Origin of the sequence: Vibrio sp. Makdt, from assembly GCF_027587015.1 — a bacterium.
Classification (GTDB): domain Bacteria; phylum Pseudomonadota; class Gammaproteobacteria; order Enterobacterales; family Vibrionaceae; genus Vibrio; species Vibrio chagasii_B.
On the sequence record NZ_JAPPTH010000020.1, the window covers coordinates 1 to 26,456 of the forward strand.

The window sequence follows — 26,456 nt, forward strand, 5'->3', positions numbered from 1 at the left end:
TATTAGAGCATTCCATCCAATAATATATAAAACTCGTTTTACATACTAATTAGTTAGTTAACCATTTATTTAATCAAGTAAAAACCTAATTATTGGAATATATCCAGAAATACCGACCTAGATAAACTTGAAGTCACACCAAAAAACGAAATATATAGATCATCATGTTGCAATAAATTCTCAAAATTGAAACAAGTTAGATTAATCCTCTCATTGTAATAAATTTGAAATATTGAGAAATCAAAGGTTAATTATTTACCGTTACAATTTATGATGTATTAAATTTAAGACATGTCAAATTATCTAACATGATTATTTATTGTGGTCATTAAAACTATAAAATAACATCATTTAGGATAATAATTTCATATCTATGACTGGTTCTACGATTTACTCTAATGACCTATTCAGTTTCATCTCTCAGGATCGTTTAGTGCAGCAAAGCGCGTGACGTTGAAAGCTTGATGTAAGGCAGATACAAGCAGTAACACACTCTTCATAGACTCAGAATGTTTTGGCTATCCAAAGCTGATTCCCCCCCCCAAAAAAAATGGTGTCCCCTCCGAGCGCTTTGTCACACCACTTTGTTGGTTGATCTTGCCAATAAATAAGCAATCTAAGATACCAAGTCCTCGATCGCAGTCTGATTGAATAGGAATGCAGCACTTTCCTGCAATTTATTTGTGATCTGGGTTGCACGCGTACCGCATACTATCAGATACTGAACAAAACTAACCTTCAGCCACAGTACACGATTGCCCGTAGACTGTTCAGGAAATTCAATGAGTTCAGATAATCAGCCAACCTACTTCTTTTTCGATTACGAAACATGGGGCGTGAGCCCAGCAAAAGATCGTCCAAGTCAGTTTGCCGGCGTTCGTACCGACCAAGATTTCAATATTATTGGTGAGCCATTGGTCATCTACTGCCAACCTCCTGCTGATTATCTACCTGCACCTGAAGCTGCACTGATCACTCGCATCACTCCACAAAAAGCCATGTCTCAAGGCCTACCGGAACCTGAGTTTATCGCCAAGATACATGCTGAGCTTGCAAAACCGAACACCACAAGCCTTGGTTACAACAGTATTCGATTCGATGACGAAGTAACGCGATACACCTGTTACCGTAACTTCATTGACCCATATGCTTGGAGCTGGCAAAACGGTAACTCTCGTTGGGATCTATTAGACGTGATGCGTGCCGTACACGCCCTGCGCCCAGAAGGCATTGTTTGGCCAGAGAATGAAGAAGGTTTCCCGAGCTTCAAACTGGAACACCTATCTGTGGCAAATGGCATTGAACACGAAAACGCGCATGATGCGATGGCCGATGTTATTGCGACAATTGAACTCGCGAAAAAGCTGAAAGCCGCACAACCTAAGATGCTTGATTATCTCTACAACATGCGTCACAAACGTAAGTTGAACGAATTAGTCGACATCGTAAACATGACACCTTTGATGCATGTGTCAGGCATGTTTGGTCGTGACTGCAATTACACAAGCTGGATCGTTCCTATGGCGTGGCACCCTACCAATCAAAACGCGGTTATCGTGGTGGACTTGGCAAAAGACCCAAGCCCGCTACTCGAACTTGATACTGATGAGCTTAGAGAAAGGCTTTACACCAAACGCAGCGACCTGAATGAAGATGAACTGCCAGTACCTATTAAGCTCGTTCAACTCAACAAGTGCCCTATTTTAGCGCCAGCAAAAACGTTAACCGCTGAAAATGCTGAAACCATTGGTATTGATCGTCAGCAGTGTTTGAAGAACCTAGCGATCCTACGCGAACACCCAGAAATTCGCGAAAAACTGATTGGCTTATATTCACAGGAACGTGAATACGAAAAGAGCGACGATGTAGATACCCAACTTTACGATGGCTTCTTCTCTCCAGCAGATAAGACCGCGATGAACATCATCCGCGAGACTGATCCAAATAACTTAGCAGCGTTGGATATCACCTTCAGTGACGAACGTATTAAGCCTTTGCTGTTCCGTTACCGCGCTCGCCACTTCCCATGGACGCTAGACGAATCTGAACAACTTAAGTGGGCAAACCATTGTCGTGAGTTTTACGAAAGCCGCTTAGAAGAATACATGCTCAACCTAGAAAACCTCGCACATGAACATGAAAGCGACGAAAAGAAAATGGCTATCTTGAAAGCGGTGTATCAATACGTAGAAAAGCTAGCTAGTTAACCCATTATCGAGAGATGTAAAACCTTGAAAGAAAGATTGATCAAACTCGTTTACTGCTTAATCTCCTTCACCTTAATCATAGGTGCTCTCACTGCAGGCAACGCGTTACAGCAATACTTAGACACCTCAATCCCTGGCAGTATTTTTGGCATGTTGATTTTGTTTACTGCCATGGTGATAGGTATTGTGCCTGCGCACTGGGTACAACCTGGTGCCAGCCTAATTATTCGTTTGATGATTTTGCTGTTTGTCCCGATCAGTGTCGGGCTCATGGAACATTTTGACATGCTTATCGCTAACGCACTGCCGATTATGGCAAGCGCGGTGGGCGGCACACTCATCGTATTGGTATCTTTGTCATGGTTCTTAGACCGCTTGCTGGCGAGAGGTAAATAATCATGTGGATTCTATTAACTATTGTGGTGTTTCTGTTTGCTCGTTGGGTAAGTCAGAAAGTGAATTCCCCGCTATGCAACCCGCTTTTAATAAGCATTGGCATCATCATTCCAATTCTGACGTTCTTTAAAGTCCCGTTCGAGACCTACTACGCAGACAATACTTGGATTACGTACATGCTTCAGCCAGCGGTTGTCGCCCTAGCTTATCCTTTATATGAGCAGCTACCTCAAATTCGAGCTAACTGGCGAATCATAACCTTTGCATGCACACTGGGTAGTGTGATGTCGATGACCACAGCGGCAATGATTGCCGTCGCTTTCAAAGCTGACCTAAGTTTGATTGCGAGTCTATTGGGCAAATCAGTCACCACCCCCATTGCAATGGAAGTATCAAGCCATCTTGGTGGTGAAGCGGCTATTGCTGCAATACTGGTTCTTATCGTTGGTTTATTCGGGGCAATTTTTGCTTACCCTATCTACAATCTAATTGGCATTAAGAGCCCTATTGCCAGGGGTTTAACCATGGGCACGGTTTCTCACGCGTTAGGTACGGCGACTTGTGCTGAAAAGAACCAAGAAGATGCGGCTTTCAGTTCACTGGCCTTAGTACTTTGTGGCGTTATCACCTCAATCATCGCACCTAGCGTGTTTGGCATGGTGGTCTGGTTCTATTCCTAGCCTAGACGCTCAAAGCCCGATTTAGCCCAAGCCTAACCCTGTCAATATCAGTGTTTGCTTGGGCTTTTTATTGCCATTTATTCAGCTAATAACAGGCGATTTTGAACAATAAGTGCGATATCAGCTGTAAAAATGGTCCTTGCAATCGATTTCAAGTGTGACCTCACTCTAATTATGCAAACCAATGTAACAACAACAATACAATAGTGATCACCATCACAGAAAATTCCTGAGCATTGCATAAACTTAAAGCCTAAGGTCAATTAAGGATTCAACATGAACAGTCGTATTACCCTGGCGCTGGAAAGTGCTCCATCATCAATGAAAGCGCTTTTAAGTGACATCGTATTAGCAGACAACTTTGACGCGACATTGTCTCCAGAACAGTTCTCTAGCCTGCGTCAAGCAAGCGGCTTAGCGGATGACGAACTACGCATCGCACTACTTCCTTTTGCTGCAGCGTATTCATACGCTCCGCTATCTGACTTTTACGTTGGCGCGATCGTGCGTGGTTTGTCTGGTACTTTGTACTTTGGTGCAAACCTTGAAATCGCGGGTGCGCAACTTGGCCAAACCGTACACGCAGAGCAATCTGCAATCAGCCACGCTTGGATGAAAGGCGAGCGAGGCATCTCGGACATCACAATTAACTTCAGCCCTTGTGGTCACTGTCGTCAATTTATGAATGAGTTGACTACAGCGAAAGAGCTTAAAGTTCAGCTTCCACAGCGTGATGAAATGTCACTACAAGAGTACCTGCCTGATTCATTTGGACCTTCTGATCTTGGTGTAACAACAGGCTTGATGTCTGAACTTGATCATAAGTACACGACGGAAGAGACCACTCCTATCGTAGTTGAAGCATTAGCAGCCCTTAACCGCAGCCATGCGCCATACACCAAAAATTTAAGTGGTGTGTCACTACAGCTAACAACTGGTGAGATCTTTACTGGTGCTTACGCTGAAAACGCAGCATTCAACCCTAGCCTTCCACCGCTACAAGTTGCGCTGATTCAACTAAAACTTGCGGGCTTCGATTTTGAACAAATTGAAAGCGCTGCATTGGTTGAAATCGCCGAGGGTAGTATCAGTCACCTAGCGGATACGCAATCTACATTAGAAGCGATTAATCCTGACATTCCAGTGACTTACTTAGCAATCTAAGTACATCTAATTAACAACCTTTTAAATAAGCAGCCCATTTTTATAGGGCTGCTTTTTTTATGCTTGTAATTAACACCACAACTTACGCAAACGTTTGCTTTTGTCGTTTAAATAAGTATGATCACCCCGTTTTCAATCAATCGTTCAAAAGATCGGAAGGAATTTCTATGTTTGGTACTGCTACTCGTGAAAATGCTACTCGTGTACTTCTATTAGGTTCAGGTGAACTTGGCAAAGAAGTGGCTATCGAGTGCCAACGTTTAGGTTTAGAAGTTATTGCTTGTGACCGTTATGCAGATGCGCCGGCTATGCAAGTTGCGCATCGCAGCCATGTATTAGACATGTTAGATGGCGATGCACTTCAAGCCATCATTGAACTAGAAAAACCAGATTACGTGGTACCTGAAATTGAGGCTATCGCCACCAGCAAGTTGGTCGAGCTTGAAGCTCAAGGCTTGAATGTCGTTCCAACAGCTAACGCCACTAAGCTAACGATGAACCGTGAAGGTATTCGCCGCCTAGCAGCAGAAGAACTAAAGCTAAGCACATCCCCTTACCGCTTTGCAGACACCTTTGAAGATTTCGCTGCCGCGGTTGAATTTGTCGGTATGCCTTGCGTTGTGAAACCAGTAATGAGTTCTTCAGGCAAAGGCCAAAGCGTTATCAAAACCGAAGAAGATATCCAGAAGTCTTGGGACTACGCACAAGAAGGCGGTCGTACTGGTGCGGGGCGTGTAATCGTTGAAGGTTTCATCGACTTTGATTATGAGATCACTCTTCTAACCGTTCGCGCCGTCGATGGTGTTCACTTCTGTGCTCCTATCGGCCACCGCCAAGAAGATGGTGATTACCGCGAATCATGGCAGCCACAAGTGATGTCAGACAACGCACTTAAAGCCGCGCAATACACGGCTGAACAAGTGGTTAACGCACTAGGTGGTCATGGTATCTTTGGCGTAGAGTTGTTCGTTAAAGGTGACCATGTGATCTTCAACGAAGTATCCCCTCGCCCACACGATACTGGCTTAGTGACTTTGATGTCTCAAGACTCATCAGAATTCGCGCTGCACGTACGTGCATTTACAGGTATGCCAATTAAATCAATTACTCAGTATGGCCCATGTGCGTCTGCAGTAATCCTTGGACAAGGCACATCAACGAACATCCGTTTTGAAGGCCTTGCGGAAGCGCTAGATGCACCACAAACACAAGTTCGCCTGTTTGGTAAGCCAGACATCGATGGTCGTCGTCGCCTTGGTGTTGCACTAACACGCCGTAAGAGCACAGAAACCGCTATTGAAGATGCAATCACCAGCGCATCTAAAGTTAAAGTGATTTACTAATTAGGCTTTCACACATAAAGTCTTAACGATCAAAAAGACGGGCCATGCGCCCGTCTTTTCATTGGTGTTATCTTTTCGAAAGCAAACTGAGCTTAGACTTCCGACTCAATCAAGTACACTTCCTCACTGAATCGAGACAAACCTTTCTTAGCAATCTTAGGGTGCTCGTGGTCTGCAATGTCTTGATTCAATAACGTAATCTTGTAACCCGCAAACAACTGATCGATTTCTAGTTTAGGTACGCTAAACGGAGGGCCTGTCATTTCATCTTGATCGTAGTCTAGCGTTACAAGCAGGATCTTGCCGCCAGGCTTCAATAACTGCTTCAAGCGTTCTACATATTGCACTCTCATCTCAGCAGGTAAAGCAACTAAAGAAGCACGATCATAAATAATATCGACCGGCTGAATTGGCGCAGTGAAGTAATCCCCAGTGTAAACACTCAACTCATCAAACTGATAAAGTTCATGTTGGCCGTTAATTTGAGTTACGGTTGGCGTGTAGAAATGCTCAGAGAAAAAAGCTCGAACCGCAATCTGGCTCAATTCCACACCTTGAACGTCTTCATGTTTAGACGCTAGCCAAATCAGGTCTTCACTCTTGCCACACAAAGGAACAAATACACTCTTCTCATAGCTAGGGTCAGTTGCTTTCCAAAACTCAACTAAAAGCGGGTTTACATCTTCAAGGTGGAAACCAATTTGGTTGGCTGCCCATTTATTGTGCCAAAATTCAGGATTATTCATCTTTCGTTCATGTTAAACAGTCATAATGCAAGGGTACAGTATAGAGAAGTAAGAGCAACCTTAGCTTGGCTTAAAGTGCCAAATTGGTTTCGAATAAGACCAGAAACTGGTTAGGTTCAAAGTTCTTAAAATTGCGGAACAAACGCTTGGATTATTTGTCTATATGTTCACATTTTAAAGCAATATTAAACGTTAGAGTTGGTTTCTGTCTTAACTAGCCCCATTTAATATGTAGTGAGTTTAGTTAAGCTTTTTTACTCTTATGCGTTACTGGTTACCCCTTTTAACTACCCGTTTTTGTAACCTTGTATTTTGGAGTTTGAATGAGTGTATTTCTCCGTACGACGGCCCTAATGCTTCTAGTATTGAGCCGAGCGCCTGCATTCGCAGCAACACCTGTTTCAACGAGTTCAACTGATCAATCGCGCACAGCGTCTTCGCAAAACCAAGTTTCATCAAACGTATTCCGCCACAGCCTAAGCGGCCTATATGGCATCAAGGCATTCGACTCGCGTCCAACTCAGCCTTATACCGACTTCGACATCCTTTACAGCAAAGCTCACCAAGCGCAAGCAGAGCTAGAGACAATCTGTAAAAGTACGGCTCTTCTCACTAATTCAGACGCCCTATTCGCTGGCGTTAAATCTCAAGCTCGCGCTCAAGAGAAAATTGAATTGGAACTGGATGGTGATAACACAAGAATTACCGATCTAGCTCGCGCAACAATCATCGCTAATGATGTAGAAAGCCTAGTTGAAGTGTACGAAGCACTGAGCCGTGAAGCGGACGTAGTAAAAGTGAAAAACAAGTTTAAGTCACCAGCAGATTCTGGCTACCGTGACCTTAACCTGTTGGTTCGCTTACCAAAAACCAACATGATTGCTGAGGTTCAACTTCACCTAAAAGCGATAGCGGATGTGAAAAGTGGCCCTGAACATGAGCTATACGAGATCATCCAAGGTATTGAGCGCCATGCCATTGCCGAAAAGCGCCCAATCAACGACATTGAAGCGGCGCAAATCAATAGCCTAAGACGCCAATCTTTAGAGCTATACCAACAAGCATGGCAACCATACATTACGACTCATATTAAAGCGGCATAACACCAACCTTACCGCTACTACAAAACAAAAACGAACAAGGGCTGCTCTCGCAGCCCTTTTTTAATTTCAGTGTTTCTCTTGTGAATCACAAGCGAATGCTATTGGTGGTAATACTCCTGGGAGCGTTCATACAAGTCCAATGGCTTTAAGGTGCTATAAAAAGCAGCGACATCCTGTAAATCCTTATCAGATAGAGACTTCACGACTGACTGCATGTATAAGTCCTGACGTGCATCACTTTTAAAGTCACGCAATTGTTTAAGGATGTAGCTGGATTTCTGCCCCTTAATATTCGGATAAGACTGTACGAAAGGGATGATTTTATCGCCGTGGCACTGGCTACAAAAGTTATTAACGAGCTTTTCACCTGCCATCAAGCTTGGTATGTACGGTTCTGTTGTGTCACTTTGTATTGTCAGTTTTTGCGAAACCTTTCCCACCGTTTCATCGTTTTCGTCAGTGCATGCAGAGAGTGAGATCATAGCAACAGTCGACGTTACCAATAGCAGCGTGAACTTAGTTAGATTCATTATTGCTCTCCCGGCATAGGCGGCATCAGAGCGCTATCAATAGGTTTTCGTCGATACTTGTTCATGTCGATCCCTTTGTCTTGGTAATAGGTACTCAGATAATCCAGTACCGGGTCCCATGTATCAGACAAGTCCCATAGTCCCTGAGTGTCTACCATCCATTGAATCGTTTCACGCCATTGCTCTCGAGTACCACTGTTCTGCGCCACAATAAGACTCGTGTGGCACGCATTACATTGGCCTTTCACTAACTCCCATCCCGGAGCCATGATTAAACCTGAACTCTTATCTACCCCATAGAAAGCCTTCGGGTTATCCGGCACTTCATCGGCATGAACAAGCATTGAGGTTAACAAGCTACAGACCAGTGCCGCTCTCATAATTCCTTTACGATAAGAGAGCTTGTTGCTCTGACTAGAATTATCACACATGACTTTCCTCACGAAACTCTTACCGCGACTCTATGACAACCATTAAACAGATACCCTTTTGGATTCCATTGCGGTTGAACCACTGGCTGGCTATCGCCTTCGCTATCGGTCGCCTTCGCCCAGATCTCATAATAACCTGTCATAGGAAGTTCTAGATCGGCTTCCCATTGCTGCCACGCGCCCTTGTTTACCGGTTTATTCAGCTTGGCATCGTGCCAAGTGGTACCGTAGTCATAACTGATTTGGAGCTTCTCGACGGTTCTCAGCCCAGCCCACGCGTGCCCGCTCACTTTGACCTTTTTACCAAGCGCAAACTCAGTGCCACTCTTTGGCGAGGTAATTAGCGACTTCACAATCATCTCTTCAATGATTCTAAAATCCTTGTTTTCTACTTTTTCACCAGGCGCGATTGGGTGCTTAGGCACTTGATAAGCGGGTGCTGCCATTTTATGGCCATCATGAACTTTATTTCGGATACTGATGCCCGTGGTGCACTTTTGAGAGACAGAAGCTGGGCGACCTCCAAATACCGTTCTCAACGGAAAACCGTGAAGATATGGAATAGGTTCGCCATTCATTTCCCATGCAATCAAGGCATTGTCAGTCATTGCGGCTTCAATCGGTACGCCGCGAGAGATCGCTTCACCTTTACCACTTAGGTGCTTATCAAAGCCATGGTTGCCCACATAAACCGCGTCATCTTTGATACCACAGTCTTTTAGCACATCACTGAGCAACACACCTGTCCACTGCGCGCAGTACACGCCTGCATTGTTCCACTGATTGCCTTTAGTGCTTGGGTAGAAGTTATTACGGCTGTTGCCGCCACACTCCAATACTAGGCTTTGAGTATGGTGTTTAAACTTAGATTTGAGTTCCGCTATTGTGTAAGTTTTACTCTGTTTTACAGACTCCCCTTTCACTTCAAACGTCCAAGTATCCGGATCCATTTTATTGAAATCCGGCATTAAACCATTCCATCGAACAAATGGAACATCAGCGGGCGTAACAGCGGGTGCGAGCATGCTTTCTGGCGGATAAGCATTCAAAGGGTTAGTATTTAAAACGGTATAGTAATCCGGCAAATCTTCTGCTTTTGCCCACGTTAACGCATTGATATCCAGGGCCTCTAAACCTTCCGGGCGATTAGCAGCAAACACCCAAGAGACCGGCAACGCAGACGCCGCGGTTGCAGTTAACGCAGCTTTCAGGAACTGTCTTCTATCTAAACTCATTGTTGCGATCCTTTGTGATTCAGTGTGTAAAAGTAAGTGGCAAGCTGCTCAATATCTTGCTCAGACAAAAGCTGGGCGACTTTAGACATGGTTTTATCGGAACGTTCTCCACTCTTAAAAGCCGTGAGCTGTTCAACCACGTAAGGCTTGTTCTGCCATTTCAGGTTCGGAATAGAAGGAAAAGAAGTGTCTTGAGTACTGCCATGGCAAGCGACGCACATATTGGCAATTTGTTGGTAATCGGCTGCTTGGCCTATCGCGGGAAATAAAAGCAATACCCAAGCTAAAGCGGCTTTTCGCACACACCCTCCTAAGATCTGGATCAAAAAATCAGTTTGATCGGTCATAAAGTGGACGCATTACAGCAAATAGAGCGGTGTATTTAAATTCAATTAGAATTAACTACCGTTAAGGAGAACTGAACGCTGATTAGAAATTGTACGAGATACGAGATACGAGATACGAGATACGAGATACGAGATACGAGAAGATAAAAGAATGAAAACGGAAGGCAAGAATAAATACGGTGACAAAAACAAAAAGACCACGCTAGGCGTGGTCAATTGCTTGGCTACTTCTCGATTTTAATATTTTCGACACGGGCCTTTAGTTTTTGTCCCGGTCTAAAAGTAACAACACGTCGAGCAGAAATTGGAATGTCTTCACCAGTTTTCGGGTTACGACCAGGTCGCTCGTTTTTCTCGCGAAGATCAAAATTACCAAAACCAGACAGTTTTACCTGTTCGCCATTTTCAAGCGCTTTACGAACTTCTTCGAAAAACACTTCAACCGTTTCCTTGGCATCCCGCTTGCTGTATCCGAGTGTCTCAAACAGGTTCTCAGCCAAATCGGCCTTCGTGAGTGCCATAAAACTTTCCTCAAAGCTATGTTAATCATTGCTACTATCGCCAGTAGCGCCAAAGCATTTACCCTATTCAATCAATGAGATAAGGTCATTTACAAGGAAAGTGTATGCCAAGCTTCTGATTTTCGCCAACTTTTTTATTTGAACTGTAAGATTATTCTTTCAAATCAGAAACATAACACGCTCTTAATTTCATATATATGGCTAAAAAACATCTGCTTAACAGTTTCCAAATAGAACTATATTCCAACTACTATTGATAAATTAGAATTTAAAACTTTAGTTATCTAAATATTAATTTCTGAGACTTTTCTCCTATACCCAATAAAATCAGCTACTTGATTTGATATCAAGGTCAACAAAGATTACTTAATAAGCAGTATTAAATATGAGATTTGTATCATTTCAGCATTTAATTCGAGTTGGTCAATGTAATCTCTGATTGCGTGCTGACTCTTATTGCAATTCCCCCCTAGTCCGAGGGCGTTCAACCCTATAATTCAATGGTGCCACTTAACAAAGTACATTTCACAGCTTGCGATTGATATGTTATAACATATCAAACAGGATGGATTTTAGTACTTAAAATGAAAGATATTGAAGCGATCATTAAGCACGTCAAGCAAGGATGTAGAGACAATGGAAAACAGTTTACCGCCAAAAGGCTGCTGATACTGCGCGCGTTAGCCCATGCCGATAAAGCGCTGTCTGCCTACGAGTTAGTTGACTATTGCAAAGAGCATTTTGATCAACATGTTCAAGCGATGTCGGTCTACCGAGTCTTGGATTTTTTAGAACAACATCACCTAGCACACAAGATCAAGGTATCAAATAAATACATACTTTGTGATCACATCCTTTGTGAGCACGAACATGGCATCCCACAGTTTTTGATTTGTTCTAAGTGCGACAAGATAAGTGAACAAACCATCAACCCTTCTATTATTCGCGATCTTAAATCTCACGCGAAACAACAAGGATTCACCGTCACAAGCCCTCAGATAGAGATCAGCTGTGTTTGTGATGAGTGTGCTAAGCCCGAAGTAAATACGCTCTGCTAAGAATACCTACATCGAATAACTAGATTCCAACCGTATTAGCCTAATCAACAAGGAGAGATTGAAACGCTATGCCTGCAACGCTCATTAAGAATGCCTACGTGGTCAATGAAGGTACCGTTACCGAGACAGATGTATTAATTGTCGACCAACGAATTGAAAAGGTTGCAAGCAATATACAGCCCAATTCAAATTGTGAAGTCATTGAAGCAAAAGGTTGCTACCTCATCCCGGGGATGATTGACGATCAAGTCCATTTTCGCGAGCCCGGGTTAACCCACAAAGGCTCAATCGCTACAGAGTCTCGTGCCGCTGTCGCTGGTGGTATTACAAGCTACATGGAAATGCCAAACGTAAACCCTGCTACTACGACCATTGAAGCCTTAGAGAAAAAATTTGATATCGCAGCACAGAGTTCACTGGCTAACTACTCTTTTTACCTAGGTGCAACTGAAGATAACCTAGAGCAAATCAAGCAGCTCGACCCGACCAAACACTGTGGCGTAAAGGTATTTATGGGTGCTTCAACGGGTAACCTGTTGGTTGAAGAGCCTCAAGCACTCGATGCCATATTCCGTGATTCTCCCGTCCTGATTGTCACCCATTGTGAAAGCGGGCCTGTTATCGCTAAAAACCAAGAGCAATTAAGAAAAGAGAAAGCAGTTTTCACGATTGAAGACCACCCTATCCTAAGAGATGACAGAGCCTGCTACGCCTCTTCTTCTTATGCTGTTGAGCTCGCTAAAAAGCACAATAGCCAGCTTCATGTATTGCATATCACTACAGAGAAAGAGTTGGCACTATTTGATAAAGGGCCAATCGAAGGCAAGCGCATAACCGCTGAAGCGTGTGTTCATCACCTTTGGTTCAGTAATGAGGATTACCCAAGATTAGAGAACCAAATCAAATGCAACCCAGCCATCAAATTTCCAAGTGATAGAGATGCATTACTTGCCGCCCTTAGCACCAATCAAATAGACATCATCGCCACAGACCATGCTCCTCACACATGGGAAGAAAAACAAGTTCCTTATGAGCAAGCGCCTGCCGGTTTACCCCTTGTACAACATGCCCTCTTGACTCTGTTTGACCACGTACATGCCGGAATCATGACCGTAGAGCAAGTCGTAGAGAAAACAGCACATAACCCATCCATTCGTTATGCGATACAAGAGCGCGGTTATATTCGTGAAGGCTACTTCGCCGATTTAGTGTTAGTCGATCCACTAACAACAACCTTAGTTAGTAATGACAACAGCTTATATCAATGTGGGTGGTCACCTTTCGCAGGGCACGAATTCTCTGCTCAGATCAAGCACACCTGGGTCAATGGTGCCAAGGTGTATAGCAATCCAGAATCCCCTGATAACCAAAATACGCCTACCGCTGATACATCAAAAGACATACCGGGTGACATGGTCACTCCAGCAATGAGGCTGTCATTCGAGCGCTAGTTCAGCAGTTATTACCATCAATCAAAAGAAATCAATATGTTAAGAAGAAACCCTAACGGCCATATGCCAAACGTATCGGAAACCGCCTTCATTGATCCAACAGCCATTATTTGTGGCAAGGTGATCATTGAAGACAACGTGTTCATTGGTCCTTATGCCGTGATACGTGCCGATGAGGTTAATGAACACGGCGATATGGAAGCCATCGTGATTAAGCGAGACACGAATATTCAAGATGGTGTGGTTATTCATTCAAAAGCTGGCGCTGCCGTCACTATTGGTGAACGCTCGTCCATTGCTCACCGATCAATCATTCATGGTCCTTGTCATGTATGTGACGACGTATTTATTGGCTTCAACTCTGTCGTCTTTAATGCGGTGATTGGCAAAGGTTGTGTAATTCGCCATAACTGTGTAGTAGACGGACACGACTTACCTGAGAACTTCCATGTACCACCGATGACCAACATCGGTTCAGGGTTTGATTTAAACAATATCTCAAAGGTACCACCTGAGTATTCTGCGTTTTCAGAGTCCGTTGTTTCGGCAAACCATACCCTTGTTCAAGGTTATAGGAGAATTGCCAATGAGCTCTGATAAAAAGCCTCTCTTGGGTATTCCAACCAATATCATTACTGGCTTTCTCGGCGTTGGTAAAACTACCGCGATTCTCAACCTAATGAAGAACAAACCCGCAGATGAAAACTGGGCTATTTTGGTGAACGAATTTGGAGAAATTGGCGTTGATGGCAGTTTGATCCAAGGAAACGACAACAAACAACATGTGTTTATCCGTGAAGTGCCTGGTGGCTGTATGTGTTGCGCGGCTGGTTTGCCGATGCAAATCGCACTGAATCAACTGCTGTCTGAGGCAAAACCTGATCGCTTGTTGATAGAACCTACAGGTCTTGGTCACCCTAAAGAAGTGCTAGAGGTTCTTTCTTCAGAACACTACCGTAAGGTGTTGTCACTACAGAAGAACGTGACTTTGGTCGACGCACGTAAGCTATCTGACGCACGCTACTCTGAACACGATAGCTTCAATCAGCAAATCACCATTGCCGATACCATCGTGGGTAATAAAGTCGATCTCTACAAAAGTGGTGATGAAGAGAAACTGGCTGAATACGTCGCACAGGTTTGCCACCCAGACACCAAACTCATATTTGCTCATCACGGTAAGATCCCATACGACGAGTTTAATGGAAGCAGTAGTTTTTATCATCACCAAGCTCATGGGCACCATCACCACCATGCTCACAAACAAGATAAGCCACTTGCGTCTGAACTACCGATGCCAGAAAGTGGCATGCTCAAAGCAACCAACCAAGGTGAAGGCTTCGAGAGTATTGGCTGGCGATTTGCAGCCGATAAACTGTTTGACCACCAGCGTTTACGACACTTTCTAGTCGGCTTGAAAGTTGAACGTATGAAGGCCGTGTTCATCACTCCAAATGGTATCTTTGGCTACAACTTAACAGAGGATGGTTTGACCGAATCAGAACTCGATGAGTGCAGTGAAACCAGAATTGAAGTAATTGGTCAGGACATAGAGAGTGATCTGGAAAGCCAGCTTCTAGATTGTCTTGTTAACTAAATTCGCTCAATCGATGATTAAAACTAAAGCCCTATGAATTAAGACACTCATAGGGCTTTTTAGACATTGGAGTAAACATCACTAAGTTAGTTTACCGACACCAATCGTTTCTCTGCTAATGCCATCGCAATGTTAGCTTTAGCGTAGGCACTCTCGTTGATAAAGTGCGGGTATATGTCTTGTTCACGTTCCCAATAAATATCATATCCAAAGAAAGTCGCCAGTATCGGCTCCCCTTGCTTCACTACCTCGAAGTCTCGACCACAGATCGCTGGGTGCACAGTAGCAACACGCATACCGTCTGGGCCAAGCGGAACATTCACCTCTTCAACATAGAAGAAAGCATCGTAGTCTTCTAACGCTTGTACTTGGTTGAGGTTGTGCTTCTCAACGTAATCAAGAACCATGGTCAGCATCTGCTTCATCAGTTTAAGCGTGTCGAATTTAAGCGAACCATGTGCCTGAGCGCCCACTTCAATCATCACACCGCACTTCCCGGCGGTACAAAGGTATGGCTGCTCATCCCAAGGCTTTCTATCTTCAAACAGAATATTAGCTTCTGGCATTCGCTGTTTCACATACGCGCCCATTTTTTGATAGAAAGCATCATTGGAAAGCAAGATTAATGTCGCCCCCATATTGCTGGTCGTGTTGTGTAGGTCGATAATGAGTTGCTGCTCTTTGCTTGCGTATCGCTCTGCAAACTGGCGAGCTACGGTATGCTCGGCTAAACCTAGCGTGTCGTCATTGTTGAGCTGAGAAAACTCACGATTTAAATCCGTGTCTAGGTACCTTACGTTCTGCTCTACCGCTTTAGGGTTTGCGATAACTGAATTCGTAGAGAATGTCGAACGATTGGCGGCATACATGCGCTCTTTGATCAGTTTGTTTAAGTAGATTCCAGAAAGCTCGTTACCGTGAGTTCCGGCAACCAGTAAGACTTGATTGATGTTATCCATGTAATTGATTTCCAAGTATCGAAAGTGCAAGTCACCCTTGCGTTACCGTTATGGTATAACATAACAACAATATACCTATTTCTCCAGAAGACTTAACGAGCAAGCATCAGATAATTCAAAGGAACCACGAGAACGCTAAACCGCAACGATATTTCACCTCGAAACCTTCACATGAAAAAGCCCCGCGATTGCGAGGCCTTAGTTCCTTAATCAACACTGTAGCTTCAATGATTAGTTTACATCGTGCTTCTTTACTGCAAACGACCTCATGATTGCTTAGCGAGTTTTCCTTCCGCCTCTCTGTCGCCTCGTGTTTTGGTGATCGCTGCCTTTGCTGGTTTCACGATCAAACCAATCCCGACTAAAAACAACGCCGATGCAACCACTTGAGCGAGCGACAATACTTCGTCGTACATAAAGTAACCGCTAATCAAAGCAAATATTGGTACTAGTAAGGTTAACGGTGCCGTTGTACTTAACGGATATTGGATTAACAACTTGTTCCACACCCAGTAACCAAACAATGTGGTCGGGTAAGCCTGAAACAACACCGCAATCGTTGTGTTCCAATCCCACTGTTCAATCCCCTGCCAGATGATTTGATCCCCATGTAACATCACGGCAAACAATACCAACGGAACTGGTGCAAACAGTATCCCCCACACATTAAACGCAAACGCCTGCTTAGTTTTGGATGCTTTAACAATCACTCCCATTAGCGTCCAGCTGCACGCTGCAATCATAATCAAGATAACGCCATTGACGGTCACATTCCCCTTGGCCGCAGAGACTAAGACTGCAAGTGCACACATGGCTAACATCGCACCTATTAACTTACGAACCGACGCACTCTCTTTGAAAACCCATACGCCAACAGCCATACCGATTAATACGTTGGTAGAAAGCAATACCGACGACAACCCGGATGAGAGCCCTGCAGTGATTGACCATGAAGCCATCCCCCAAATACCTACACCAAACACGAAGCCGTAACCCACTAAATAGCGCCACGCGACATTCGGTCTTGCGACAAAAAATATCACTGGTATTACCGCTAGCGAAAAACGCGCAGCCGTTGCCAACAATGGATGCACGTTGGTCACACCCATTTTGATCATTGAGAAATTGAATCCCCAAATTGCCATCACCAATACCGCTAACAACAAATCATTTCTTTTCATACTGTCCCCCTCTTTTGTTTTAAAAAAGTATCCCTTGAACAGCAAAAGCGGTACAGATACAATTTTTACAATAAAAACCAGTACAGTTAACCACGGTCGTGACCATGAGCATTTACAGAAAACTTGCCAATCAGTTTATTAATGAGATTGAAAGTGGGAAAAGGCCTGAAGGTGGGCGCATGCCTTCGCTTCGTCAATTGGCTAAGCAACAAGCCGTCAGCATGTCGACTGTAGTGAGCTGTTACCAAGAGTTAGAATCACAGGGTTGGATTCACTCTCGCCCACAAGCTGGGTATTTTGTTTCTCCTCATAAGCCTGCTCACTCAACGCCTGAGTGGGCACAGTTTGAGAGTAAGGTTTCCAGAGTTAAGCAAACTTCATCGACTCACAACTCAATCAATGGTCCTTTAGGTGTCTCTAGCACCACCAATGATGAGCAATCGGTCGTTGAGCTAGAGCGTAGTTTCCGCCGATCTATAAAACGCATGGGGAACAGACTCAACCATTACCCTGATACTCAAGGCGAGCCGATATTACGACAAGCATTGTCCACTCACTTTGCCAAGCTTGATGTGCACTTTACGCCCGACGAGATGGTCATTACCGCTGGCTGTATGTCGGCGATTAAGGCCGCTCTTGAATCATGCACCAAAGAGGGTGACACCATTGCCATCAGTTCACCATGCTTCAACGGTATACTGGAATTACTTGGCAAGATGTCGCGAAAGATCATTGAGATCCCTTCTTTAGATGACGGTGTAGACCTACAACAGTTAGAAACACATCTGAAAAGCAAGCGGGTCGATGCCGCTATCTTCTGTACCTCGCATATGAACCCTCAAGGGATCAATATGTCTGCCAGTCAAAAGCAGAAATTGGCAGCATTGGCGAATGAATATCGAGTGCCGATCATTGAAGATGATGTCTACCTGGAACTCTCTTATTCTTCGCACACTCCACTGCCTGCCAAATACTATGACAAAGGTGGTTATGTTTTATGGTGTGGTTCTGTCTCTAAGAGTTTATCACCGAGTTACCGCTTAGGATGGTGCTTACCGGGAAGGTATATCAATGAGTACAAGGCACAGTTTTCTGCTGCAAGCTACGGCGTTGCTCTACCCGCTCAACTCGCTGTCGCTGACTTTATTGAATCTGGTCAATACGCAAAACACGTTCGAAGAAGATGCTCTCAAATCCTATCGTTGCGCCAGCAATACCTCAACTATTTAACCCAACACCTGCCTCCAGATGTAAAGATCAGTAACCCACAAGGTGGCATGGTACTTTGGCTACAGATTCCAAATCTGAATCAACCAATTTTTGCTCAAGCCGTTACCGAGAAAAAGATTGATATTCGACTTGGACACCTATTCAGTACTCTTGATCTCTATAGCAACTGCTTACGCATCAACATTGGTTATTCGCTAGAGGGAGCGGCCAAACAACAGCTAGATGACTTGATTAAACTTATCCGACAATGTGTCAGCAAATAGCTTCCACCCAAGCTTTGAACTTTAGTTTTTCATCGTTATTTATTATAAAAAAGGCATTTATTATTCGATTTTAACCAGACTAAAGCTCGTTACCGTAAGGAAATCCACTCACCTTAAAACCCATAAATATTGAGTTTGCAAGGGTGTGCCCATTTATGCAACTTAGCTAATGACACCTCATTTTTTGTCGTCAATATACACCCGTCAGCGCTGGCGTTATCCTGTATATGAAGAGAATAATTATGAGTGATAAAACCAAAAATAAACCACTACCTTCCTTTATTGAAGAACGCTTAAACCATTACATTGAAGATCTCATTACCCAGAACGAAAGCCAAACACACTTAGTTCTGGGTAAACGTCCTAGGCGCAATTCAGTTGTGATGCAAAGCAATGATTACCTTGCGCTATCGCACAACAAACAGATTCAACAAGCCCACCAGCAAGCGATTGCTGAACATGATGACAATGTCGTCATGTCAGCTATTTTTTTGCAAGACGAGGATTCAAAACCCGCTTTTGAAAATGAGTTAGCGAGCTATGTAGGAATGGAAAGCTGCTTGCTGTCTCAGTCTGGTTGGGCGGCGAACATCGGCTTACTGCAAACCATTTGCCCACCACAAACCCCTGTGTATATTGATTTCTTTGCCCACATGTCTTTATGGGAAGGTATTCGAGCCGCAGGTGCGAGTGCGCATCCGTTTATGCACAATAATATCAACCACCTGCGCAAGCAGCTTGAACGCTATGGTTCTGGTGTCATTGTTGTAGATTCGGTCTATAGCACCATTGGCACGATTGCCCCACTCCGCGACATCTACGAAATGGCGCAAGAGTTTGATTGTGCACTCGTGGTTGATGAATCGCATTCTCTGGGGACTCATGGCACCAAAGGTGCTGGCCTCGTTGAAGCTCTTGGGCTCACTAACCAAGTCGATTTCATTACTGTAAGCTTGGCCAAAACTTTTGCGTACCGTGCCGGCGCGATCCTAGGCCCCAAACAATTGTCTGAGACACTGCCCTTTGTCGCCTACCCTGCGATTTTTAGCTCGACCGTATTACCACAAGAGGTCGCTCGCTTAGAGAAAACCTTGGCTGTCATTAAAGATTCGGACGATAAACGAGAAGCTTTATTCAAACACGCTAAAGCACTCACTACAGGCCTTAAACAGATTGGCTTTAACATCCGCAGTGAATCTCAGATAATCGCTTTAGAGTGTGGTAGTGAGAGAAATACTGAACGTGTGCGTGATTTCTTAGAGGAACGGGATGTGTTCGGTGCGGTTTTCTGCCGTCCTGCAACTGGCAAGAACAAAAACATCATCCGCTTCTCTGTGAATGCAGATATGACACCAAGTGATGTCGATCATGTGCTCACGGTTTGTCACCAGGCATATCATCATCCAGAACTAGAGTTCGTTTAACTCGGGGCACATTAATTTAATCACCAACTAAACGGCAGGACGGAATGGACACTATCATGTCGCAAAACTAAAAGAGCCCAGCTTATCGCTGAGCTCTTCATTAAATTGACTCGCTCTACTTCAAACCTCAAACACACTTGTGTTTAGAACCACTATATCCAATGAGCAATCTTGTCGAATAATCGGTTCTTGTCTGCTGGTTTCACAATAAAGTCCGACATTCCTGATGACTCCATTTTCTCTAGCGTGACTGGCGAGCTGTCTCCTGTATGTGCAATGATCGGTACCGAAGAGTAAGGCTTATTCGCACTTCTAATCAGTCGAGAAGCTTCTACACCGTCCATGATAGGCATTTCGATATCCATCAGGATCAAGTCTACATCGTCTGAATCCAGCGCATCCAATGCTTGCTGACCATCTTCTTTCTGTACGACATCAAAACCCTGCTTTTCCAGTAACATCGCCGTGAAACGACGCAGAGACTCGTTATCGTCCACTACCATAATGGTACGCTTATTTGCATTTTCAATCGGCTTAGCGGCCACCGAGGGCATCACGTAATTCGAGTCAAACAATAAACGGTCAATCGTTGCTTTGGTATTCAGCAGCCATACTTGAGTTTCGACCCAAATCGGTTCAAATGAAATATTCCTCACCCGTTGAATAGGATGATGTTCATACAAGTAAACAATTCGCGCTTCTGTAAACGACAACAAAGACTCGAGCTTATCAAGGCTGCTTGCCCTCAAATCCAAACTCTCCATGTCGACGAATACTAAATCAAATTCGAACTGATACTCTTTGTTTTTAAGTGCTGACGCCACATCCAAAGTCGTAAGATCAAATCCCATAAATCGAGACATCTCAGTCAGTTTTTTGGTCAACACGGTTTGATCACTCACCATCAGTACCGACTTCAATTTCCTCAATTCACTCTTAATTTCATTGACGGAATTTGACGTCAAGGATGGGAATGTCATCGTGAACTGAGTCCACTGTTCCACCTCTGATTGGCATTTGATCTCACCACCAAACGAGCGCATCACCTTCTGACAAAATGGTAGGCCTAACCCGTAGTTGCCTGATTTACCTGTCGTATAGAAATCTTGGAAGATGCGACGGATAGCATCACTCGAAATCCCAGATCCGTTATCCGTCACTACAATTTGATTGGTCACGTCATCACTGCTCATGGTGACATGGATATGAAAATCTTCAGGGCTACGATGATGGAAAGCATTTTTGAATAGGTTGTACATCACGTACTTCAGTAAGGTATCACTCCCTAAGAAGTCAAAGTCGTTTTGCACATCCAAAGATATGGCTGATTTGTCTGCAGCGCGCTTGTAGTTAAAGCTGTCGATTGAGTCCTCAATCACTGATTGCGCGGAGTGCTTTTTGAAGGTAGAACGAGATACACGATTCTCATCAATTGACGTTAAAAGCAGATCAATAGTTTCGTTGCCTGAATGGATGATTTCCATGGCCTCATCACCGACGTCACGCAGCTGTTTTAACTCTTCGACGCTTAGCGCATATGGCTCTTTGATGTCCCCACTCTTTGGGTTTGGCAGTATCGATTGAATAACATCAATAGAAGTTAACAAGCCACTAAGAGGGTTTCTCATTTCGTGTGCAATACCAGCACCAAAAGATTTTGCCAGGGATACCTTATTCTCGTGTTCCACCTGATTGCGGAAATAGAACAGGTTACCGAATAGATAGATAAACAAGAAAATCGGCACATGCGTCCAGTTCATGTTTATCTCAAGATAGAAGCCTTGTGCCACCCAAGCACACAACGTCGCAATCCCTATTCCGGCAAAGGTTTGTGCAAACATCACTCTTGTGACGTGAACCAAAAGAATATGAAGGAATATTGCCGACATGAAAGACATGACCCAAACATTGGACCAATTGTTCATTAGCAACATGTAGAAGAAGAAACACGGCAGACAGAGCGTAATCGCGACTTGATAATACGCAGGTAGATACTTTCGCCATTCGAAGGGAACGTGTTTACGGAAAATGATACCGAAGAACAACACCGAGCATAATAGGCGGAGAGTCAGATTTTCATAAGGCTGCGGGAACAGATACTCCCACACAACAAAGTAAACAGGGAAACCGACAAAACCCATCCAACCTACGAGGGTTAGATTCGGTTCAGCATATTGATAAACTTTACGAATAGCGTTCATACGAAATTCTTTATTCTCTAAGCCCAGACGTTTACTCATTTCATAATTGAGTTTTTGTTTTTATTATAACCGAACGATTATATTACACATCACCTCCGAGCAGTGAGGTTTGAATCAAATATATACGCGCTTTTGCATTTAATCTGTTTCAGCCCAGTTGCCAAACACATGAAGACCTCGTTGATACGAGGCCTAATATTGATTTCATTACGTGTTATCTGTCACACATAAAGCTAGCGTATCGGCAGGTAGATGTTAGTGAGCAAATCACATTCATCCACCTCATGGACTAGATTCACGTACTGGAAAAAGCACGGAAAATCCCTCAAAGATTCGCCACTCTTAGGTAACCACTCACGATATAAGTAGCTGACCGTGTCAGCGATTAAATCATGGTTGCCCTTATGAACAGCAACCGCACAGCGACCACCCGGAATAGTCCCCTTCTTAACACCAAACATATTTTCTGGCACATCCCCGTTATGACTTCCGCAAATATCGAAACGATAGTCATCTTCAGGGGTATCTGAAGGGTCAGAATAAGCCACACCAAATGTGTCACTGGTTTTTACCGGAGAAAAACCCGTCGACTTCCTCCAATCAATAAATTTAGCAGCAGTATTGTAAACCAGCTTTGGGCTTCCTTTATGCTCAATCAGTGCAACCTCTGTTTCGTAAAAATCGACGACTTTCACATCCATTATCTTTTCTCCACTCTTTGGTGAGTTAAACTCATACTTTGAACGCCAATATGGCCAGTTGGGTTGTTTTCTAAATTGAGAAGGTGTCTGCTCAAAGTGCCTCGAAAATGCTCGAGAGAAGGCTTCAAGACTCTCAAAGTGAGCCTCCAATGCAATATCGGTGACACTGTACTCGGGCTCAAAAGCTAAACGAAAAGAAGCGCGCTTTAACCGAGCAAACAACACATACTGAATAGTGCTAATCCCCATAAACGACTTAAAGATCCGGTGAAAGTGGTACTTTGAACTCGCCGCCACTGAGCTCAGCTGTTCCAAAGTTAATGACTCATCCAAATGTCTATCAATGAAGTCACACACATTTCGTATTCGTCGTTCATGATGTTTCGCTACATTCATTTTTGTTACCCAATAAAGAATTCGAAGAGATAATACCGACGAGGCGTTAAGTTCGCCTGATTGAGATTGCGAGACTGACTTAACTGTTGTGTTTAATTCTATATTAAGTGATAACAAAAGGCTCTTTAGCCAATACAGCACTAAAGAGCCTAATCCTACTCAACAATAGATATTGAGCATTGTGATGCCTACTGCATTACAAACTGGGCTAGTTCAGTTCCAACATCGCATTAATCCGAACTATTTCTTGCTGCCATTTCACTTGCAGATCAGGCTTCTGATGCTTTGCTTTACGAGCTTGGTCCTTACTGAGTAATTCTTCGAGCTCGAATAGCCTTTCTAAAAGGCCCTCTTCATCATTTTGCGACTGCTGATCATCTGTTTTAAGCAGCTCAGAACCTGAATCGACACAGGCTTTAGAGTTAGACTGAATCGTCGCAGAGCAAGGTTCCACGTTATGACCTTGATGGCTGACAGACATCGCCTCATACACCGCATCTAAGTAAGTCATTTCCATAAGTTGACCGTCATTGATGTACCAGAATCTATTGCATGATTTTTCGATCAACTCTCGATCATGGCTGACCAACAGTAGTCCCCCGTCGAATTGAGTTAAGCAATTCGCAAGCTCTTCCTTACCTTCAATATCAAGGTGGTTAGTGGGCTCATCCAACAACAGGAAGTGATACTTCGCTAGCGATAGCCCAACGAACAGCAGTCGTGAACGCTCTCCACCACTCAGCTCAGCGATCTTTTTCTCGTGCCTTTCGTAGGAAAAACCCGCGCTAATCAAAGCCATTTTCCTAGCTTCCTGAGACACAGGATAAAATGAGTAAAGTGAATCCAGTAGTGAATGGTCATCACGTAATTGGTGCAAGCTTTGATCGTAATACCCGACTTCGGCATTGGGGTGAAAATAATCATTATCTCCAAGTTGAGACGCCTGATAATTCGCCCACAGTACTTTCAGAAGCGATGACTTACCCGACCCATTTTTGCCTAACACAGCAACACGGTCACCGCTCTTTATCTGTTGGAACAGCACTTCAAACAGTGGCGCTTGGTCGTCAGCGGCGGTAATTGGCACCTCCGACAATTCAAGTAGTCGATTGGCCTTCATGGATTCACCGGACAAACTTAGTGTCCATGGTTCAACGGAGTCTAAACGAGTCATGGTCGAGCGTAACCCTTCGGCTCGCTTTTCCATGCTTTTTGCTTTTCGTGACAGACCTTCATTGTCAAAGTCACGCCCCCAAATCGCTAAACGATGAGCGCTCTTTTCGATGCGATCGATCTCTTTCTTTTCTGCTTGTTGCCTTTCAGCATCCGTTCGATCTTTATCTTCCAATGCTTTTCGAGCTTCGGTGCACCTTTGGCTAAAGCTAAGTATCCTTTTGTCACGTAACACCCAAGTAGAATCAGTGACGTGGTCGAGTAATCGTTGATCATGCGAAACCATGACAAACGTCCCTCTCCAGTCTCTCAGAAACTGCTCTAACCAAAGTAACGTCGGTAGATCTAAGTGGTTACTTGGTTCATCTAGCAACAGGACATCTGGCTCAAGAATCAATGCTCTCGCGACTAACACTCGCGCGTATTGACCGCCACTTAAAGTGCCTATTGGCTGGTTCCAATAGCTTTCATCAAACCCTAAATTAGAAAGAGTAATTTGCGCACGCCATTGTTCTGTTTGCTGCATGTTTAAAGGAAGGTTATCGGTCACAGCATCAAGCATTGAGAGACTCAACAGTCGCTTGGGTAGGTGTTGCTCAATCAAAGCAACTACGGCATTCGAAGCAAAGGAAACATTCCCCACAAAGTCTGGTAAATCTTTGTTTAACAGACGTAATAAAGTACTTTTGCCACAGCCATTACTGCCTATAAGGCCAATGCGGTCACCTTTTTTAATGGTAAAGGAAAGCCCATCAAATAGGCGGCATGATGTTAGATCGTAAGAAATGGATGATGTAGATATTAATGTAGTCATTTGTTTACTCAAGTTTCAAGCGCAACAAAGCGCTGTCGTCATTCGCTGACAACAACCAAGTAAACTAGAGTGAAGAAACTCTATTGAAGGTTATATTGAAATGCTTCGCTCAAGTTTTGGTTATCGCAGCACGATAGTGTTAAAACTTGAGTTTTGGTCGTACCAAAAAATATGCGCGAAGTTAAATTCACACACTTTCATAAAAATCCTCCTTGTATTTGTCTTGAGTTGAACATTAGCGCTAAAAGTAAATCACATTAATCGATGAGTCAAAATATTTAGTCGCTTCGTCTTGGGCTTGATTTACAACGTTAGGTGACTGTTACCCGGTGCATTTTTCGTGGAGTATCACCATAATCAATAACGGCATAATGCTGAGTGACCCTGTTGTCCCATATCGCCATTGAGCCCTTGTTCCATTTAAAACGCACTTGATATTCTGGTCGTCGTGCAATTTCAAACAGCTGGCTAAGTAATGAATCACTTTCTTCACGCTCAAGCTCATTGATGTAACGGGTAAATTGCTCGTTGATATATAACGTCTCTTTGCCCGTTTCTGGATGAACTTGCACTAAGGGATGTACCACAGGCGGGTTTTCTTGCGCAGTTTTCAGCAGCGACTTATGCCAATCTAGCTCGATTTGGTCCGATTCAATACCCTCAAATGCGACTAACGAATGCGTTGCCGATAAGCCCCTTAGCTTGTCTTTCATGCTTTCATCTAATGAATCAAACACTGCGGTCATTGAACACCAAATCGTGTCGCCACCGACATCCGGTACATGTTGAGCATGTAATAGAGAGGCTTTAGATGGCAGCTCCCGCCAAGTTAAGTCGGTATGCCAATAACTCTCCATTGGCGCATTACCTCGAGTAGTTTCTATCACACTGACTTGCGGAACTTGTTCTACACGCGGAAAGAAAGGATGAGCGGGTTCGAGATCTCCAAACCGTTTTGCAAGTGCTAAGTGTTGTTCTGGAGAGAGGCTTTGTTCATCCAAGAAAATGACTTGATAAGTAACAAGTGCTTTGTACACATCATCGAGTTCACTCTCACTGCAATCCGAAAGACTTAATCCATGAATACGAGCGCCAATGTGAGGTGTAATGGGTTCAATTTTCAACATACTTTCGCTTATCGGTTAAGAGATATTAAGGGGAAGTCATTTAGCTACTCGTTATTAAACCGGACAGAACCGATTTTTCTTTCCTTACCACGCAACATAAAACGCGTTTATTCGAAAAACAAAAGAAAAGAGCCCCTACACTGGAGCTCTTTTTGTTTGTTGATACTTCCTGTATCCG

The 26,456-nt window shown here is 43.9% G+C and carries 24 protein-coding genes; 12 read left to right on the plus strand and 12 right to left on the minus strand.

Annotated features, from left to right (window positions below; all coding sequences use genetic code 11):
* Window positions 1–782 precede the first annotated feature (782 nt).
* The 5 genes from sbcB to purT all read left to right on the plus strand — a co-directional run bounded on the left by sbcB (window position 783) and on the right by purT (window position 5,790).
* Window positions 783–2,207 carry an exodeoxyribonuclease I gene (gene sbcB / locus OH460_RS20370; protein WP_116870435.1) on the plus strand — a complete coding sequence of 475 codons (1,425 nt, stop codon included), beginning with the start codon at window positions 783–785 and terminating at the stop codon, window positions 2,205–2,207.
* Between the two features lie 24 nt (window positions 2,208–2,231).
* Complete coding sequence (locus tag OH460_RS20375) at window positions 2,232–2,603, plus strand: CidA/LrgA family protein (protein ID WP_008217481.1); 372 nt, start codon at window positions 2,232–2,234, stop codon at window positions 2,601–2,603.
* A gap of 2 nt (window positions 2,604–2,605) precedes the next feature.
* Window positions 2,606–3,283 (plus strand): LrgB family protein, encoded by a 678-nt coding sequence (locus tag OH460_RS20380; protein WP_008217479.1) that lies wholly within the window; start codon window positions 2,606–2,608, stop codon window positions 3,281–3,283.
* Between the two features lie 276 nt (window positions 3,284–3,559).
* Entirely contained in the window at window positions 3,560–4,447 is an 888-nt protein-coding gene (cdd, locus tag OH460_RS20385) for a cytidine deaminase (RefSeq protein ID WP_061031509.1), read from the plus strand.
* A gap of 167 nt (window positions 4,448–4,614) precedes the next feature.
* On the plus strand, window positions 4,615–5,790 hold the full coding sequence (purT, locus tag OH460_RS20390) for a formate-dependent phosphoribosylglycinamide formyltransferase (RefSeq protein WP_061031510.1): 1,176 nt from the start codon (window positions 4,615–4,617) through the stop codon (window positions 5,788–5,790).
* A 92-nt stretch (window positions 5,791–5,882) separates the two neighbouring features.
* On the opposite strand, the gene OH460_RS20395 is transcribed toward purT, so the two are convergent.
* Window positions 5,883–6,536, minus strand: coding sequence for a thiopurine S-methyltransferase (locus OH460_RS20395; RefSeq protein ID WP_061031511.1), 654 nt, complete (start codon window positions 6,534–6,536; stop codon window positions 5,883–5,885).
* A gap of 323 nt (window positions 6,537–6,859) precedes the next feature.
* Between OH460_RS20395 and OH460_RS20400 the strand changes: the two genes are divergently transcribed.
* The gene (locus tag OH460_RS20400; RefSeq protein ID WP_061031512.1) at window positions 6,860–7,639 is read left to right on the plus strand and encodes a RelA/SpoT domain-containing protein; all 780 of its coding nucleotides are present in this window, start codon (window positions 6,860–6,862) and stop codon (window positions 7,637–7,639) included.
* Window positions 7,640–7,737: 98 nt separating this feature from the next.
* Here the strand turns inward: OH460_RS20400 and OH460_RS20405 are convergent, their stop codons facing one another.
* The 5 genes from OH460_RS20405 to ihfA all read right to left on the minus strand — a co-directional run bounded on the left by OH460_RS20405 (window position 7,738) and on the right by ihfA (window position 10,703).
* Complete coding sequence (locus OH460_RS20405; RefSeq protein ID WP_269999316.1) at window positions 7,738–8,169, minus strand: c-type cytochrome; 432 nt, start codon at window positions 8,167–8,169, stop codon at window positions 7,738–7,740.
* Entirely contained in the window at window positions 8,169–8,600 is a 432-nt protein-coding gene (locus tag OH460_RS20410) for a cytochrome C (RefSeq protein ID WP_155647291.1), read from the minus strand. Before OH460_RS20410 ends, OH460_RS20405 begins: the two co-directional genes overlap by 1 nt.
* 8 nt (window positions 8,601–8,608) lie before the next feature.
* A complete protein-coding gene (locus OH460_RS20415; protein ID WP_239936795.1) occupies window positions 8,609–9,835 on the minus strand; it encodes a sulfite oxidase in 1,227 nt (408 codons plus the stop codon).
* The gene (locus OH460_RS20420) at window positions 9,832–10,137 is read right to left on the minus strand and encodes a c-type cytochrome (protein ID WP_105057835.1); all 306 of its coding nucleotides are present in this window, start codon (window positions 10,135–10,137) and stop codon (window positions 9,832–9,834) included. Before OH460_RS20420 ends, OH460_RS20415 begins: the two co-directional genes overlap by 4 nt.
* A gap of 269 nt (window positions 10,138–10,406) precedes the next feature.
* Complete coding sequence (ihfA, locus tag OH460_RS20425) at window positions 10,407–10,703, minus strand: integration host factor subunit alpha (RefSeq protein WP_004734853.1); 297 nt, start codon at window positions 10,701–10,703, stop codon at window positions 10,407–10,409.
* 584 nt (window positions 10,704–11,287) lie between these two features.
* Between ihfA and OH460_RS20430 the strand changes: the two genes are divergently transcribed.
* The 4 genes from OH460_RS20430 (at window position 11,288) to OH460_RS20445 (ending at window position 14,809) form a co-directional block, all read left to right on the plus strand.
* Complete coding sequence (locus OH460_RS20430) at window positions 11,288–11,761, plus strand: Fur family transcriptional regulator (protein WP_061031516.1); 474 nt, start codon at window positions 11,288–11,290, stop codon at window positions 11,759–11,761.
* A 68-nt stretch (window positions 11,762–11,829) separates the two neighbouring features.
* Entirely contained in the window at window positions 11,830–13,212 is a 1,383-nt protein-coding gene (locus OH460_RS20435; protein WP_269999317.1) for a dihydroorotase, read from the plus strand.
* A 36-nt stretch (window positions 13,213–13,248) separates the two neighbouring features.
* On the plus strand, window positions 13,249–13,809 hold the full coding sequence (locus tag OH460_RS20440) for a carbonate dehydratase (RefSeq protein ID WP_186170746.1): 561 nt from the start codon (window positions 13,249–13,251) through the stop codon (window positions 13,807–13,809).
* Window positions 13,799–14,809 carry a CobW family GTP-binding protein gene (locus tag OH460_RS20445; RefSeq protein ID WP_269999318.1) on the plus strand — a complete coding sequence of 337 codons (1,011 nt, stop codon included), beginning with the start codon at window positions 13,799–13,801 and terminating at the stop codon, window positions 14,807–14,809. The genes OH460_RS20440 and OH460_RS20445 overlap by 11 nt, the downstream gene beginning before the upstream one ends.
* A gap of 86 nt (window positions 14,810–14,895) precedes the next feature.
* Here the strand turns inward: OH460_RS20445 and OH460_RS20450 are convergent, their stop codons facing one another.
* Both OH460_RS20450 and OH460_RS20455 read right to left on the minus strand, forming a co-directional pair.
* Complete coding sequence (locus OH460_RS20450) at window positions 14,896–15,768, minus strand: aspartoacylase (protein ID WP_171730603.1); 873 nt, start codon at window positions 15,766–15,768, stop codon at window positions 14,896–14,898.
* Window positions 15,769–16,034: 266 nt separating this feature from the next.
* Complete coding sequence (locus tag OH460_RS20455; protein WP_269999319.1) at window positions 16,035–16,949, minus strand: EamA family transporter; 915 nt, start codon at window positions 16,947–16,949, stop codon at window positions 16,035–16,037.
* A gap of 104 nt (window positions 16,950–17,053) precedes the next feature.
* On the opposite strand from OH460_RS20455, the gene OH460_RS20460 reads away from it, so the two are divergent.
* The gene (locus tag OH460_RS20460; RefSeq protein WP_269999320.1) at window positions 17,054–18,442 is read left to right on the plus strand and encodes an aminotransferase-like domain-containing protein; all 1,389 of its coding nucleotides are present in this window, start codon (window positions 17,054–17,056) and stop codon (window positions 18,440–18,442) included.
* Between the two features lie 242 nt (window positions 18,443–18,684).
* Window positions 18,685–19,866 carry an alpha-hydroxyketone-type quorum-sensing autoinducer synthase gene (gene cqsA / locus OH460_RS20465; protein ID WP_269999321.1) on the plus strand — a complete coding sequence of 394 codons (1,182 nt, stop codon included), beginning with the start codon at window positions 18,685–18,687 and terminating at the stop codon, window positions 19,864–19,866.
* Between the two features lie 152 nt (window positions 19,867–20,018).
* Here cqsA and OH460_RS20470 read toward each other — a convergent pair whose 3' ends face one another.
* The 4 genes from OH460_RS20470 to OH460_RS20485 all read right to left on the minus strand — a co-directional run bounded on the left by OH460_RS20470 (window position 20,019) and on the right by OH460_RS20485 (window position 26,278).
* The gene (locus tag OH460_RS20470; protein ID WP_171730600.1) at window positions 20,019–22,067 is read right to left on the minus strand and encodes an ATP-binding response regulator; all 2,049 of its coding nucleotides are present in this window, start codon (window positions 22,065–22,067) and stop codon (window positions 20,019–20,021) included.
* 233 nt (window positions 22,068–22,300) lie between these two features.
* On the minus strand, window positions 22,301–23,164 hold the full coding sequence (locus tag OH460_RS20475; RefSeq protein ID WP_061031524.1) for an AraC family transcriptional regulator: 864 nt from the start codon (window positions 23,162–23,164) through the stop codon (window positions 22,301–22,303).
* 208 nt (window positions 23,165–23,372) lie between these two features.
* A complete protein-coding gene (locus OH460_RS20480; protein WP_269999322.1) occupies window positions 23,373–25,151 on the minus strand; it encodes an ABC-F family ATP-binding cassette domain-containing protein in 1,779 nt (592 codons plus the stop codon).
* Between the two features lie 311 nt (window positions 25,152–25,462).
* Complete coding sequence (locus OH460_RS20485) at window positions 25,463–26,278, minus strand: TauD/TfdA dioxygenase family protein (protein WP_171730598.1); 816 nt, start codon at window positions 26,276–26,278, stop codon at window positions 25,463–25,465.
* Window positions 26,279–26,456: the final 178 nt, after the last annotated feature.